This window comes from Micromonospora sp. NPDC049175 (assembly GCF_043197345.1).
Classification (GTDB): Bacteria; Actinomycetota; Actinomycetes; order Mycobacteriales; family Micromonosporaceae; genus Micromonospora.
In genome coordinates this window covers 317,120-329,704 of the sequence record NZ_JBICSY010000002.1, presented here as the reverse complement: position 1 = coordinate 329,704, position 12,585 = coordinate 317,120, and the positions used below count along the sequence as shown (strand labels likewise).

Genomic DNA, 12,585 nt, shown 5'->3' with positions numbered 1-12,585 from the left:
CCGACTGTATTACTCGCGGGTAGGCAGCGACAAGCGGATCACCCAAGTGACGGCGATTACACACCTGTGGGCCGGTCAGCTCTCGGCGGCACCGACCTCCCAACTCGGGACGGCCACCGCCGCGCCGGTACGGGCACCGACGTACTCCATCAGGACCAGGGCGATGTCGTCGTCGAGCCGGCCGTGCACCCACTCGATCAGGGCGGTCTCCAGCGAGGCCAGCCCGTCGGCGACCGTGCCGTGACCGAGCAGCCGCCAGGCGCGGTCGGCGGTGGGAAAGAACTCACCGTCGCGTCGCGCCTCGCCGAGGCCGTCGGTGAACAGCAGTAGCCGGTCTCCCGGCTCCAGGCGCTCGACCCGAGGGCGGACCACGGGCATGAACCCGAGCGGGGGTGCCGGCGCCGGCGGTTCCAGCGAGATCACCGCGCCGCGGCGCAGCAGCAGCGGCGCCGGATGCCCGCAGTTGACGATGGTGAGCGTGCCACCGCGCTCCTCGACGAGTGCCGCGGTCACGAAGTCCTCGTCGCCGACGTTACGGGCCACCGCGCGGTCCAGGTCGGTGACGACGGCGCGCAGGTCGGCCCGCTCGTACGCCACGTGCCGGTAGGAGCCCAGGACGATGCTCGCCAGCCGAACCGCGTCCAGACCCTTGCCGCGCACGTCACCGATGATCATGCGGACGCCGTAGGGCGTGTCGATCGCCTCGTACAGGTCACCGCCGATCTCGGCCGTCGCGGTGGAGGAGATGTAGCGTCCCGCGACCGAGAGCGTCCCGACCTGCGGCCCGAGCGGACGCAGCACCGCCTGCTGGGCCACCGACGCGAGCTTGGTCAGCTCGACGATCTGCTCCGCCTGCCGTTGCCGGACCGACGCCACCGCCACCGCCAGTCCGGTGCAGACCGCGACCGCCACCACGCTGACCGAGGTGATCATCGACATCTTCGGCTCGATCAGGGCGAAGCCGGCCCCGGTCAGCGTCGCCACGACGCCCACCCCCAGCACCACCGGCCAGGACGCCACGGCGGCGGCAAGCAACGGCACGGCCGACAAGAGCGCGACGTAGTGCACGTCACGGCCGTCCGCCGCCTCCACTGCCGACACGATCGCGAGCAGGACAAGGGCCGCGCCGAGGCCGGCGCGGGATCCGGGGCTCAGCGGGCGACGGCCCGACTGGAGGAGTCGCGTGGGTACGCCTGACAGTTTGCCTGATCCAGGTGAACCGGTGAATGAATCTGACCCGTCATCCAAGAATGTTCTGTCCGGCCGGCCCGGTCGACCGGCCGAATCGGCGCGACCCGACCCGGTCAGCCGAGGACCTCGTAGCGGACGGTGAGCGCGCCCACGTCGACCGAGGCGATGGTGGCGAACGCGGCCCGGGAGAGATCCAGGCAGCGGCCGTCGATGAACGGGCCACGGTCGTTGATCCGCACGACGACCGACTTGCCGTTGGCCGGGTTGGTCACCCGGACCTTCGTGTTGAACGGCAGCGTCTTGTGGGCGGCGGTCAGCGCGCTCGGGTTGAACGACTCACCGTTTGCGGTCAGTTGCCCGTCGGAGTAGAACGACGCGCCACACGAGCCGCTCTCCAGCACCTTCGGCGCCGGAGTGGTCTTCTTCGCGGTCGGCTTGGGCTTCGGCGGCGCGGTCCGGGTCTTGCCCCGGGAGGCGGCCTGCTGCGACCGGATGGCCGACGGGCTGGCGGACACGCTCGGCGAGGGGCTGGCGGTCGGGGAGACGGCCGGGGAGCTGGGGGTGAGGCTGCTGGCGGCGGTGGTCGGGGTGAGGTCGAGGGTCGCCTGACCCGACTGCGCGGAGCCGGAGGTGAGCTGCACGGCACCGACCGTGCCCCCGACCGCGAGGGCGACGCCGACCGCCGCGGTGGCCACGATGCCCGCCGGAGAGGAGAAAATGCGGGTACGGGAGTGCTTGGCTGCCACCGGCCCGGTCCTTTCGTCGTCTGAACAAACCGGGTCGGACCGTAACGAGAGAAGCACTTCCGACGTCAACGTGATCATCGTGGTATGCCCGTATTTGCACTGGTACGTGTAGCCGATCATCCGACCCGGGGTGGGCCGCCCGGCCCGGGTGCCGACGCGCCTGCCACCGGTGCCGCAGGATGAGCGGATGCCCGCCGATCTGACCGCACGCCTGGCCGCCCTGTTCCAGTGGATCGACCCCGGACCGGACGCCACTCACCTGGTCAGCGACATCTCCGGTTGGTGGCGGGATCCGGCGGTGCTGGCCGAGCTGGGACCGGCCCTGGTGGCGCCGTACCGCGCCGCCGGGCCGACCGTGGTGCTCGCCCCGGCGGTCACCGGGCTGCTGCTCGGGCCGTTGGCCGCCACCGCCCTCGGGGTCGGCTTCGTGGCCGCCCACAAGTCCGGCGACGGTCGGTTGCCGGCCGGGCCGCTCACCTGGGCGCAGAGTCCACCGGACTACCGGGGCCGGCGGGTCGACCTGGCCGTCCGGGACCGGCACCTCGGCCCCGGGGACCGGGTCCTGGTGGTGGACGACTGGGTGCGTACCGGCGCTCAACTCCACGCTCTCTACGACATCTGCTCCGCACGCGGCGCCGAGGTGCTGGGCACCGCCGTGGTGGCCGTCGACTGCCCGCCGGAGGTCGCGGCCGCGCTACGCGTCACCGGCCTGATCAACGCGGCGGATCTGCCGGCGTGACGGCGTATTGCGGAGGCGACGTGCGCCGTGCTGGCCTAGCCTCGGCAGGATGTGGCCTCGGATCGGTGAACTGCGCACCCTCGCCCTCGGCACCCCGGGCGAGCTGCGGGCGACCCTCAACACCCTCGTGCTGGCCGGCGTGAAGACCGCGACGGCCGGGCGGCTCGCCTACTACGCGGAAGAGGGCGAGGAGTTGGAGCACGTCGGCGAACGACTGGCGCTCGTCGACGACGACAACGCGCTGGCCGGCGTGGTGGAGATCACCGAGATCGAGGTGGTCCGCTTCGCGGACGTGTCCTGGGACTTCGCCCACGCCGAGGGCGAGGGTGACCGCTCGATCGAGGAGTGGCGGGCGGGGCACTCGGCGTACTGGGCGCGGCTCGGCACCCCGGTCGACGGCGACACCCCGATCGTCTGCCTCCGCCTACGGCTGGTCTCCGGCGGCGAGGGCGGCGTGGCCAGCGGCGACCTCGGCACCTGACCCGACCACCTCAGCCGCGCAGCTCCGGGAGCAGTCGGGTCGCCACGTCCACCAGGACGGCCTCGTCGCCCGCGTACCAACTGCTGGCACGCGGCCAGTGCGTCACCACGTCGGTGAAGCCGAGGTCGGTGGCCTTGCCGACCTGATCGGCGAAGAACTGCGCACTGCTGAGCGAGAACACGGGTGCGGCGTCCAGCGAGAGATAACGGTCCAGGGTGGCCGGGTCACGGTCGGCCTCGTCCAACGTCCGGTCCATCCGCGCCGACAGTGCCGCCACGCTGTCCCACCAGCCGGCCAGGTCGTTGTCGTCACCGGTGCCGGTGGTCACCCAACCCTGACCGAAGCGGGCCACCAGCCGCATCGACCGGGGCCCGTTGGCGGCCATCACGAACGGCACCCGGGGCTGCTGTACGCAGCCGGGGTTGTTGCGGGCGTCCACGGCGGCGAACCAGTCACCACGCCAGGTGGTGCCGTCCTCGCGGAGGATCAGATCCAGCAGCTCGGCGAACTCGGCGAACCGTTCGACCCGCTGGCGCGGCGGCAGCGTCTCGCCGCCCAGCACCGCCGAGTCGAAACCGATGCCGCCCGCGCCGAGGCCGAGCAGCAGCCGACCGGCGGAGACGTCATCCACAGTGGTGATCTGGCGGGCGAACGCGGCGGGGTGCCGAAAGTTCGGCGACGCGACGAGGGTGCCCAACCGGATGCGGGAGGTCACCGAGGCGGCGGCGGTCAGCGTGGACATCGAGTCGAACCACGGGCCGTCGACGAGGTCCCGCCAGCCCAGGTGGTCGTACGTCCAGGCGTGGTCGAAGCCCCACTCGTCGACCTGCCGCCACCGACGCTGTGCCTCCGCCCACCGCTGGTCCGGCAGGATCACGATGCCAATCCGCATGATCGCCAGCCTAGTCCTGCCCGACCGAGGTGCCTTAGCATCGCGGTGATGCGGAGGACCGGGCCGACGGTACGACCGGCGGAATTGTCAGATGTGCCGGCACTTGTGGAACTGCGCCTGGCGAACGCCGAAGCCCACCTCGCCCTGGACCCCGACGTCTACCGGCTGCCGCAACGCGAGGCCGTCGCCCACCACTTCACGACCACGCTTACCGACGGGAGCGGCCGGGACGCGATCCTCGTCGCGGACATGGGCGGGCAGGTGGTCGGGATGGTCGAGGTGCTGCGCCTGCCCGAACCGCCGGCGCACCAGATCCTGCGCCCGGAGCCGTCGGCGCAGATCCACACCGTGGTGTCGGGTACGGCCCGGGGGCGCGGGGTCGGCTCGGCGCTGCTCGACGCGGCTGACCGGTGGGCGACCGAGAACGCGATCACCAGCCTGTCGGCGGGCATCCACCACCGCAACGACGGTGCGGTGCGCTTCTACCGCCGCCACGGCTACGCGCCCGCGGGCACCTCGCTGAACAGGCAACTCAGCGGCTAGTTCGCTGCGCCACCGCGCGGGGCGCCACTCGGGCGCGGCTCCCGCTACCGTTCCGCTGTGGACCTACAGGCGCAGCGGGTAGACACCGTACGAGCGTTCGGCACGGTGTCGCTGGTGGCCGGCTTCATGACCTCGCTGATCACGATGGCGTCCGACTACAGCGGGCTTGAGCCGCACATCTTCGCCACCTTTCTCATCCTGACCGGCCTCGGCCTGCGGATCGAGGCCGCGATCCTCAACCGGAGGGCGTAGCCTCCCCTCCGGATTGGCAGGTGACGTGCATCACACTGGCACCCGGTAGGGTCATCGCGTTCGGGTCCGACCTCTCCCTGAGCAGGCACCGATGGTGCGTCCGAGGAGAGGAAAGACCCGCGATGACGAAGGTGACCGCACAGCTGTCGGTGTCGATGGACGGCTTCTACGCCGGCCCACAGTTCGACGGGAACGGCAACTGGATGGACTCGGCGGAGAGCGCCGGGTTCTTCCGGGTGACCCGCTGGGCGACCGAGGCGGCGGCGTGGCGGGAACGGCAGGGCTTCGCCGGCGGGGAGCAGGACACCAACTCCGACGTCGTCGCCGAGTCGTTCGGCGCCGCTGGCGCGTACGTGATGGGGCGCCGGATGGCCGACGGCGGTGAGGTGCCCTGGGGCGAGGAGCCGCCGTTTCGCGCGCCGGTCTTCGTCGTCACGCACCGCCCCCGTCCGACCCTCCTGCGCGGCGGAGGCACCAGCTTCACCTACGTCACCGACGGCGTGGCCAGCGCCGTCGAGCAGGCGCGCGCCGCGGCCGGCGGTAAGAACGTGGCCGTGGCCGGAGGCGGTGGCCTGGTGCGGCAGGTGCTCGGGGCCGGCCTGCTCGACGAGTTGGAGCTGCACGTCGTACCCGTCGTGCTCGGCACCGGTCTCCGGCTGTTCGACGCGGACCTCGACCTCGGCGAGAAGGAGGCGATCGAGCTGACGCCGACCCGGGTCATCCACACTCCGCAGGTCACCCACATCCGGTACGAGGTGAACGGTCGGGCGCCGCTCGTGCTCGACGATCGGGGTCGCGGCGGTGGCCCGACGGCGACCACCAACTGAATCCGACAGGTCGATCCGAGAGGAGATCCCCATGCCGCAACTGTTGCGGGTGCAGTGCTTCAACGTGTCGCGCGACGGGTTCGGCACCGGAGAGGGGCAGACCCTGGAACGGCCCTTCGGCCACGCGGACCCCACCCCGCTGTTCTCCTGGCGGGCCGCCACCGCCAGCTTCGTGTACCGCACCGAGCCGGGCGGCAGTCGCGGCCTGGACGATTACCTGACCCGCGACGCCGAGTGCAACATCGGCGCGGAGATCATGGGTCGCAACAAGTTCGGCCCCCAGCGTGGCCCCTGGGAGAACCACGACCGCTTCCACCTCAAGTCGGTGCCCAGCCCCAGCGGAGTCACCCACCTGCTGTTCTGGCGACGCTGACCCTAGGACAGGCGGGACAGCACGAGCATGCGGTTGCCGTCGGGGTCGGTGACCCGGGCAGAGCGCTCGCCCCACGGTTGGTCGACCGGCTCCTCGGTGACCGATGCGCCCGCCGAGCGCAGGGCGGTCACGGCGGCGTCGCAGTCGTCGGCGTAGACGCACAACTCCCAGCGGTACGCATCGGCCGGCCCGCCAGCCTCCGGGTTGGCGGCCAGGCCGAGCTCACTGTTGCCCAGCCGGAGTGCGACGAACTCGGGCTCACCCTCTTGCGGGAACCGGTAGGTCAGCTCGAAGCCGACCACGTCCCGGTAGAACCCGATCAGTCGTGGCAGGTCAGGTGTCGTCACGATCGGAAAGGCTTCGGTGAACACGGACCACCTCCATGCCGGACCCTAGCCGCGTCACGGCCGCCGCGGAACTACAACCGTCGATACGGTCCCGTCATTCTGTCCGCAACTCTTGCGCAGAATGGTTTGCGGTGCAAACCTATTGGTAACGCAGCAGTGGCAACGGCCTGGAGGTCACCGTGACGGAGCAACCGAGCACCGCGCCGCACAGCAGAGACGACCCCGGGGAGCTCCTCGCGTCGGTGACCGCGCTCCGTCGGCGTACCCGGGTCACCCGGCACGCCTACTGGTTGCCGCTCCTGCTGTTCGGTCTCCTGATCGCGGCGGCGGCACCCCTGTACGTGGAGTCCGTCGACCCACCCGCCCTGCGCCCCAGGCCGAACAATCCCGCGCTGACCGGCCTCGGTGGGGACTTCCTCGACCGCTCGGCGGGCCTCGGGTGGTACTGGTTGGTGGCGCTCATCGGCGGCTACCTGCTCAGCCTCGGGTGGTATCGGTGGCACGGCGCACGGGTGGGCGTGCGGACGCCGACCCGGACGTACGTCGCCGCCGGCATCGTCGGCACGCTTGTCGGGCTCGTGCTGCCGTTCGTGCTGCGGTTCCTGCTCCTCAACTCGGCGACGTCGGTGTCGAGTGCGACAAGTTGGCTGACCACACCGCTGTTGGGCGTCTCCAACCGCGGCATGTTTCCGCATCTGGTCATCGCGGTGGGGCTGCTGGTCCTGGCCCGACTGGAACGCAGTCGCGGCCTGACGGCCGTGACCGGGTGCTTCCTCGTCGCGGTCGTCCTCGTGAACGTCTACTTCCAGACCGCGGACTTCCAGCCCGGCGACCTGAACCGCCACAGCTTCCTGCTGGCGGCCCTGCTGCCGGCGCCGATCCTGCTCGTCGGTGGCATCATCGCTCTTTTCACCACGGGTAAGAGGTCGACATGAGCAGCGGCACCGGGTCCGGCGGGCACCCGACGAACGGGCTCAGCGACACCGTTCACCAGCGCAACCGTCTCGGCATCCTCACCATCGCCGCCGAGGCCGAGCAGGTGGAGGTCGCCTACCTGCGCGACGCGCTCGAACTCACCGCCGGCAACCTCTCCCGACACCTCGCGGTGCTGGAGGAGGCGGAGCTGATCCGGATCGACCGGGGCTATCACGGCCGCAGACCCAAGACCTGGATCAGGATCACCGAGCAGGGGAAGGCCGCACTGGCTGCCGAGATCAACGCGCTAGAGGAGCTGCTCCGCCGCCACCGGGAGTTGGGGACGACGACAATGCCCCATCTACCGCCGGCACGATGAGATCGATCGGCTGATCCCGGTGAACGCCCGATAGCGACGCGGGCGTTCACCGGGCTTGCCTATCGTCCCCAGGGCTCGGCGGGTCGGCAGTCAGTTCCCGGCTCGCCGTAGACGATGGTGCCGGAGGAGTCCACGTAACAGTTGTCGAACTCGTCCGAGGGGCGAAACAGCAGGCGGCGGTCGATCTCGGCTCCGGTGGTGTCATAGCTGACCAACTCGGCGTCCCTGGTGACGCTGGCACCCTCGGTGAGCAGGCCGAACACGCCGTTCACCAACCGCGCCGTGGTCGTCTGCCCGTCGCCGTGTTCGAGCGCCAGCCGGTGCACCCGGGCGCTGACCCGGCCGGTCACCCCGACGTCGCCCCCGTCGGCTTCGGTCGACATGAGCAGGAGCCGCTGGACCGGGCCAGGCAACCAGGCCCGTTGCGGCCAGACACGTGCACCGGTGGCACCCCCACTGATCTCCTCACCCGGCCGCATCGTGACCTCGCAGGTGAAATATCCGGTGTCCGTGATGAACAGCGCCAGGCCGCGGTGGTCCTGCTCGGCGGCCACGGCCACATCGTCGACCGACAGTGGAAGCCGCTCCATCTGCCCGTTCCACTTCAGGCACCGCTCCACCGCCCGGTGCAGCGTCGGTGACAGTTCACTCGAACCCATCGCCAGGTGCCGCACCTCCCCGTCGTTCGGCACCATCGCCACGCCGGCCACCACCGCCGCGGCCGTCGCCACGGTGGCGATGCCGAGTCGTACGGCCCCGCGGCGCCGAGGCCGGCGGATCGACGTCATCAGGTCCGCTCGCATTCGCGCCGCACTGGCGGGCGGCAGTTCACGCTCGGCCGGCGTGTCGAGAATGTCCTTCATCGCTCTTCCTCCTGCTTGTCGCCGTCGGTAACCATCCGTGCCAGCCGAGCCCGTGCGCGGCTCACGCGCGAACGGAGCGCGCCTTCGCTGATGCCGAGGACCGTCGCCGCCTCGGCGTACGGCACCCCGGACCACAGACACAGGGCCACCGCCTCCCGCTCCGCGCGAGGTAGTCGGCGGACCACCGCCAAGATCTTCGTCATCTGCCGTTCGTCATCGAGCCGCGCGACGATGTCGCCGGCCGGGTCCGTGTCCGCCTCCCGCTCCGGTGGCAACCTCCGCAGGGCTGCCCACCACCGCCGGGCCGAGCGCCACTCGGTGCGGGTCGTATTGGTGGCGACCACCAGCAGCCACGGCAACACCAACCCGTCCACCAGGGCCGCCGCTTCGCCGCGCCTACGCCACGCGACCAGGAAGGTCGACTGCGTGACGTCCTCGGCGAGCGTCCAGGAGCCGGTAAGCCGGAACACGTGGTTGTAGACCGCACCGGCATACCTGTCGAAAAGCCGGGCGAAGGCGACCTCGTCACCGGCCGCGATCGTCGACCACAGGTCTTGGTCAGACGGTTGTATCTGGCTCGTCACACCTGACTATTGCCGGTCGGGACGAATCTGTTGCAGTCCCGCGCGAAGTCGACGCGGAACGAGGTGGGACACCGTGTCAGTGACCGTGTCACCGTCGCGTCAGAGCGGTGACAGACCGGCCGCCGATCGTAGGCGCATGACGAGTTCAGCGATTGCGGTCTCCGGGCTGCGAAAGGCGTACAAGGACAGGGTCGTGCTCGACGGCATCGACCTGGGCTTTCCTGGCCCACTGCCACGCCGAGTCAACCAGCGCGGTTGGGCCGGGTGGCGCTGTCGTACGACTCGCGGGCGTCGAGCAACTGGTCCCAATGCCTCTCGGTCCAGGCGCAGGCAACCGCGATCGGTTCGAGCATGCTGCGGCCCACCGGCGTCAGCTCGTACTCCACGTGCGGGGTGACCTCGGCGAAGACGGTGCGCTTGATCAGCCCGTCCCGTTCGAGGGAGCGCAGCGACTGGGTGAGCACCTTTGGGGTGACGCGGCGAAGCGGCACGCGCAGCTCCGAGAACCGGCGAGGCCCCTGCTCAAGACAGCGGATGATGAGCGCCGCCCACTTGTCGCCGAATCGGATCGGATTGAGCGAGGACGGGCACAGCTCGTCGAACATGTCGGCGGGCAGAGGTTGCCTCATCGCCAAACAATAACCGGTATCCCGGTGGTAACCACGACCCTCGATAGCGTCGGCGAACCGGCCGGGCGCACGGGCTCCGGCCTCTGCGGAGAGGCGTAACTCATGAAGATCGTGGTCTTCGGCGCGGGCGGCCGGGCCGGTCGGCGGACCGTCGCCGAGGCGCGTCGGCGAGGCCATCAGGTCACCGCCGTGGTGCGCGACCCCGCAGGCCACCGTGACCTGACCGATGTGCAGCTGGTGGCCGGCGACGTCACCGACGCCGTGAGCATCGCGCAGGCGGCGGCCGGGCACGACGCCGCCATCAGCGCCGCCGTGGACCTGTCGGCAGCACCGCACGACTTCTTCACCGCATCGTCCCGCGCCCTGGCCACCAGCCTGGCGGAAGCCGGCGTACGTCGGCTGGTGGTGGTCGGGCTCGCCTCGATCATGCCCGGGGCGTCCGGTGCCGCCCTGATGGACGAGCCCGGCTACCCGAACGAGTACCGGTCCTTCTACCTGGGCCACGCCGCGGGTCTCGCGGAGCTTCGGAACTCCGACCTCGACTGGGCCTACCTGGCCCCCGCCGGCGACTTCGACCACGACGGCACGCGTACCGGCCACTACCGTTTTGCCGAACACGGCGACCCCGCCAGCCGGATCAGCTACCCGGACTTCGCGATCGCACTGCTCGACGAGATCGAGGCGCCCCGCCACCACCGTGCCGCCGCGAGTGTCCGGGAGGTGTGATGCCCGAGGTCCACGACAGCCCACATTCCTGGGTCGCGGAGCACATCCGCCGGTTCGAGGAGACCGGTGGCCGGCCCCTGCCCGGCGTGAACGACCTGCTCCTGACGACCCGAGGCCGCAAGACCGGCGAACTGCGCCGCACCGCACTCGTCTACGAACGCGACGGCGACCGCTACGTGCTTGCCGCCTCCAACCGTGGCGCAGACCACCACCCCGCGTGGTACCTCAACCTGCTCGCCGATCCGTACGTCACGGTGCAGGTGGGTACGGAGACCTTCAGCGCGTACGCGCGCACCGCCACGGCCGCGGAGCGTCCGCATCTGTGGCGCCTGATGGTGTCGGCCAGGTCGGAGTACGCCGCCTACCAACAACGGATCACGCGGGAGATCCCCGTGGTTCTCCTGGAACCCGTCTCGAAATGAGATGCGTACGGACCGGCGGCCCGGTTGGATCTCGGCATGACGCATGAGCTTGTTCGTCCTCGTAAGGCCCGACCAGGGGACAAGATCGCGATTCTCTCGCCGTCCTTCGCCGCGGCCGGCGCCTTCCCCGAGATTCACGAGCAGGCCATGCGACGGCTCGCCGACCTGACCGGCCTCGTCCCGGTCGAATACCCGACCACCCGCCAGGTCGGTGCGACAGCGGCGGCGCGGGCGGCGGACATCAACGCCGCCTTCGCAGATCCCCAGGTACGCGGCATCCTCGCCGTCCTCGGCGGCGACGACCAGATCACCGTCGTCCCGCATCTGGACGCGGATCTCGCCCGAGCCGACCCGAAGCCCTTCCTCGGCACCAGCGACAACACGAACCTGCACCACTGGCTCTGGGGTCTCGGCGTCGCCAGCTTCTACGGCGGCTCCTCCCAGGTGCACCTGGGTCCCGGACCGGCCGTTGACGACATCCACATCCGGTCGCTGCGAGCGGCGTTACTCACCGGGGAGCGGCTGGAGATCACCGACCCGGGCGAGTCCGAGGACATCGGGATCGACTGGGCCGATCCGCGGGCGTTGACGTCCTTCGGGGAACGCGAACCGACGGAACCGTGGAGTTGGTACGGGCCGCGCCGCGCGGTCACCGGCCCCACCTGGGGCGGGTGCCTGGAAGTCATCCAGTGGATCCTGACGGCGGGACGCTTCACCGTTGCTCCGGAGGTGCTGCGGGGCGGGGTGCTCGTCATCGAGACGTCGGAGGAACTCCTCCCCGCACGAGACGTCGGCTTCATCGTCCGCTCCCTCGGTGAACGCGGCATCCTCAGCGCCGTCGACGCCGTCCTGGTCGCCCGTCCGCCGACCTCCGACCAGACGCGCCGACCCGCCGCCGAGGATCGGGCACGGCTACGCGAGCAGCAGCGCGACACGGTCGTCGACGTGGTGACCCGCTACAACCCGGAGGCAGTCGTCTGCGTCGGCATCCCGTTCGGCCACACCCGACCGCAGTGGATCCTTCCCCACGGCGGCCCGGTCACCGTCGACGGCGTGGAGCGCCGGGTGTTCGCCGACTATCGATAGCGGCGGTTGCCCCTAGCTGTCGGTGCCGGGCCCCGCGTCGAGCGCGGCACGGACGCCCGCCCGCACCCGGACCACGACCGTCAGGAGGAGCAGCAGCACCGCGCCGCCGGCACCGATGAGGATCGCGTACGGCGCGACGACGTCGAGCACGCTGACCCAGGTCGGTGTCCCGCTGTCGTGGACGATGCCCAGTCGCTTCGGGTCGCTGCCGTCGTTCGGCGGGCCCGACACCCCGACAGCGCCGAAGGCGGCCAGCACCCCGCAGACCCACCCGATGGTCCCCGGCCACCTCGATCCGGCGACGCCGACCCGCCGCGCCCCGATCCACAGGATCGGCACCAGCACCGCTGTCAGGGCCAGCCCCAGATAGGCCAAGGATTTCTCGACGACTGCGGCGAGCGACCCGCTCATGCTGTTGCCATAGTTGAACAGCTCGGTGAAGTGGAGCCGATCCCAGACGGTCACGGCGGCACGGAGCAGCAGCCCGACGGTGAGCACCGCGACGGGGAGCGGCATCCAGGCGAGGTGCTGTCGATGTCGGGGCAGCGCGGTGCCGGTCACGACGACCAATCTATAAGGCAGTCGTACGT

General features: G+C 70.6%; 19 protein-coding genes. 11 read left to right on the top strand and 8 right to left on the bottom strand.

Annotated elements, in window-relative coordinates:
- Positions 1–75 precede the first annotated feature (75 nt).
- Both ACGFH8_RS08410 and ACGFH8_RS08405 read right to left on the bottom strand, forming a co-directional pair.
- On the bottom strand, positions 76–1,200 hold the full coding sequence (locus ACGFH8_RS08410; RefSeq protein WP_393367020.1) for a PP2C family protein-serine/threonine phosphatase: 1,125 nt from the start codon (positions 1,198–1,200) through the stop codon (positions 76–78).
- Between the two features lie 104 nt (positions 1,201–1,304).
- Entirely contained in the window at positions 1,305–1,937 is a 633-nt protein-coding gene (locus ACGFH8_RS08405) for a septal ring lytic transglycosylase RlpA family protein (RefSeq protein ID WP_393365241.1), read from the bottom strand.
- 187 nt (positions 1,938–2,124) lie between these two features.
- On the opposite strand from ACGFH8_RS08405, the gene ACGFH8_RS08400 reads away from it, so the two are divergent.
- Positions 2,125–2,676, top strand: coding sequence for a phosphoribosyltransferase family protein (locus ACGFH8_RS08400; protein ID WP_393365240.1), 552 nt, complete (start codon positions 2,125–2,127; stop codon positions 2,674–2,676).
- Positions 2,677–2,725: 49 nt separating this feature from the next.
- Positions 2,726–3,157 carry an ASCH domain-containing protein gene (locus ACGFH8_RS08395; protein WP_393365238.1) on the top strand — a complete coding sequence of 144 codons (432 nt, stop codon included), beginning with the start codon at positions 2,726–2,728 and terminating at the stop codon, positions 3,155–3,157.
- A 10-nt stretch (positions 3,158–3,167) separates the two neighbouring features.
- On the opposite strand, the gene ACGFH8_RS08390 is transcribed toward ACGFH8_RS08395, so the two are convergent.
- Entirely contained in the window at positions 3,168–4,049 is an 882-nt protein-coding gene (locus tag ACGFH8_RS08390) for an LLM class flavin-dependent oxidoreductase (protein WP_393365236.1), read from the bottom strand.
- Positions 4,050–4,097: 48 nt separating this feature from the next.
- Between ACGFH8_RS08390 and ACGFH8_RS08385 the strand changes: the two genes are divergently transcribed.
- From ACGFH8_RS08385 to ACGFH8_RS08370, 4 genes are all read left to right on the top strand, one after another.
- On the top strand, positions 4,098–4,592 hold the full coding sequence (locus ACGFH8_RS08385) for a GNAT family N-acetyltransferase (RefSeq protein WP_393365234.1): 495 nt from the start codon (positions 4,098–4,100) through the stop codon (positions 4,590–4,592).
- Positions 4,593–4,649: 57 nt separating this feature from the next.
- On the top strand, positions 4,650–4,844 hold the full coding sequence (locus tag ACGFH8_RS08380; protein WP_393365233.1) for a hypothetical protein: 195 nt from the start codon (positions 4,650–4,652) through the stop codon (positions 4,842–4,844).
- Positions 4,845–4,966: 122 nt separating this feature from the next.
- Positions 4,967–5,671 (top strand): dihydrofolate reductase family protein, encoded by a 705-nt coding sequence (locus tag ACGFH8_RS08375; protein ID WP_393365231.1) that lies wholly within the window; start codon positions 4,967–4,969, stop codon positions 5,669–5,671.
- 31 nt (positions 5,672–5,702) lie between these two features.
- Positions 5,703–6,044 carry a hypothetical protein gene (locus ACGFH8_RS08370; protein WP_393365229.1) on the top strand — a complete coding sequence of 114 codons (342 nt, stop codon included), beginning with the start codon at positions 5,703–5,705 and terminating at the stop codon, positions 6,042–6,044.
- A gap of 2 nt (positions 6,045–6,046) precedes the next feature.
- Here ACGFH8_RS08370 and ACGFH8_RS08365 read toward each other — a convergent pair whose 3' ends face one another.
- Positions 6,047–6,415, bottom strand: coding sequence for a VOC family protein (locus ACGFH8_RS08365; protein WP_393365227.1), 369 nt, complete (start codon positions 6,413–6,415; stop codon positions 6,047–6,049).
- A 155-nt stretch (positions 6,416–6,570) separates the two neighbouring features.
- Here ACGFH8_RS08365 and ACGFH8_RS08360 point away from each other — a divergent pair, with 155 nt between their 5' ends.
- On the top strand, positions 6,571–7,326 hold the full coding sequence (locus ACGFH8_RS08360) for a hypothetical protein (protein WP_393365225.1): 756 nt from the start codon (positions 6,571–6,573) through the stop codon (positions 7,324–7,326).
- Entirely contained in the window at positions 7,323–7,685 is a 363-nt protein-coding gene (locus ACGFH8_RS08355; protein WP_393365224.1) for a transcriptional regulator, read from the top strand. The genes ACGFH8_RS08360 and ACGFH8_RS08355 overlap by 4 nt, the downstream gene beginning before the upstream one ends.
- Positions 7,686–7,744: 59 nt before the next feature.
- On the opposite strand, the gene ACGFH8_RS08350 is transcribed toward ACGFH8_RS08355, so the two are convergent.
- The 3 genes from ACGFH8_RS08350 to ACGFH8_RS08340 form a co-directional block, all read right to left on the bottom strand.
- Positions 7,745–8,548: a hypothetical protein gene (locus ACGFH8_RS08350; RefSeq protein WP_393365222.1), complete on the bottom strand. Its 804-nt coding sequence runs from the start codon at positions 8,546–8,548 to the stop codon at positions 7,745–7,747.
- Positions 8,545–9,132, bottom strand: a complete 588-nt coding sequence (locus tag ACGFH8_RS08345; protein ID WP_393365221.1) for an RNA polymerase sigma factor — start codon at positions 9,130–9,132, stop codon at positions 8,545–8,547. The genes ACGFH8_RS08350 and ACGFH8_RS08345 overlap by 4 nt, the downstream gene beginning before the upstream one ends.
- 242 nt (positions 9,133–9,374) lie before the next feature.
- A complete protein-coding gene (locus ACGFH8_RS08340) occupies positions 9,375–9,761 on the bottom strand; it encodes a winged helix-turn-helix transcriptional regulator (protein WP_393365220.1) in 387 nt (128 codons plus the stop codon).
- 102 nt (positions 9,762–9,863) lie between these two features.
- Here ACGFH8_RS08340 and ACGFH8_RS08335 point away from each other — a divergent pair, with 102 nt between their 5' ends.
- From ACGFH8_RS08335 to ACGFH8_RS08325, 3 genes are read left to right on the top strand one after another with little or no spacing between them, the layout of a single operon-like run.
- Positions 9,864–10,487: an NAD(P)-dependent oxidoreductase gene (locus ACGFH8_RS08335; protein WP_393365219.1), complete on the top strand. Its 624-nt coding sequence runs from the start codon at positions 9,864–9,866 to the stop codon at positions 10,485–10,487.
- Positions 10,487–10,909: a nitroreductase family deazaflavin-dependent oxidoreductase gene (locus tag ACGFH8_RS08330; protein ID WP_393365218.1), complete on the top strand. Its 423-nt coding sequence runs from the start codon at positions 10,487–10,489 to the stop codon at positions 10,907–10,909. Before ACGFH8_RS08335 ends, ACGFH8_RS08330 begins: the two co-directional genes overlap by 1 nt.
- A 36-nt stretch (positions 10,910–10,945) precedes the next feature.
- On the top strand, positions 10,946–11,995 hold the full coding sequence (locus ACGFH8_RS08325) for an LD-carboxypeptidase (protein WP_393365217.1): 1,050 nt from the start codon (positions 10,946–10,948) through the stop codon (positions 11,993–11,995).
- Positions 11,996–12,007: 12 nt separating this feature from the next.
- On the opposite strand, the gene ACGFH8_RS08320 is transcribed toward ACGFH8_RS08325, so the two are convergent.
- Complete coding sequence (locus ACGFH8_RS08320; RefSeq protein ID WP_393365215.1) at positions 12,008–12,556, bottom strand: hypothetical protein; 549 nt, start codon at positions 12,554–12,556, stop codon at positions 12,008–12,010.
- Positions 12,557–12,585 lie beyond the last annotated feature (29 nt).

Coding starts and splice junctions, on each gene's coding strand:
- ACGFH8_RS08325 (WP_393365217.1), top strand. CDS start 10,946: ATGACGCATGAGCTTGTTCGTCCTCGTAAGGCCCGACCAGGGGACAAG.
- ACGFH8_RS08370 (WP_393365229.1), top strand. CDS start 5,703: ATGCCGCAACTGTTGCGGGTGCAGTGCTTCAACGTGTCGCGCGACGGG.
- ACGFH8_RS08385 (WP_393365234.1), top strand. CDS start 4,098: ATGCGGAGGACCGGGCCGACGGTACGACCGGCGGAATTGTCAGATGTG.
- ACGFH8_RS08350 (WP_393365222.1), bottom strand. CDS start 8,548: ATGAAGGACATTCTCGACACGCCGGCCGAGCGTGAACTGCCGCCCGCC.
- ACGFH8_RS08355 (WP_393365224.1), top strand. CDS start 7,323: ATGAGCAGCGGCACCGGGTCCGGCGGGCACCCGACGAACGGGCTCAGC.
- ACGFH8_RS08400 (WP_393365240.1), top strand. CDS start 2,125: ATGCCCGCCGATCTGACCGCACGCCTGGCCGCCCTGTTCCAGTGGATC.
- ACGFH8_RS08375 (WP_393365231.1), top strand. CDS start 4,967: ATGACGAAGGTGACCGCACAGCTGTCGGTGTCGATGGACGGCTTCTAC.
- ACGFH8_RS08330 (WP_393365218.1), top strand. CDS start 10,487: ATGCCCGAGGTCCACGACAGCCCACATTCCTGGGTCGCGGAGCACATC.
- ACGFH8_RS08335 (WP_393365219.1), top strand. CDS start 9,864: ATGAAGATCGTGGTCTTCGGCGCGGGCGGCCGGGCCGGTCGGCGGACC.
- ACGFH8_RS08395 (WP_393365238.1), top strand. CDS start 2,726: ATGTGGCCTCGGATCGGTGAACTGCGCACCCTCGCCCTCGGCACCCCG.
- ACGFH8_RS08390 (WP_393365236.1), bottom strand. CDS start 4,049: ATGCGGATTGGCATCGTGATCCTGCCGGACCAGCGGTGGGCGGAGGCA.
- ACGFH8_RS08340 (WP_393365220.1), bottom strand. CDS start 9,761: ATGAGGCAACCTCTGCCCGCCGACATGTTCGACGAGCTGTGCCCGTCC.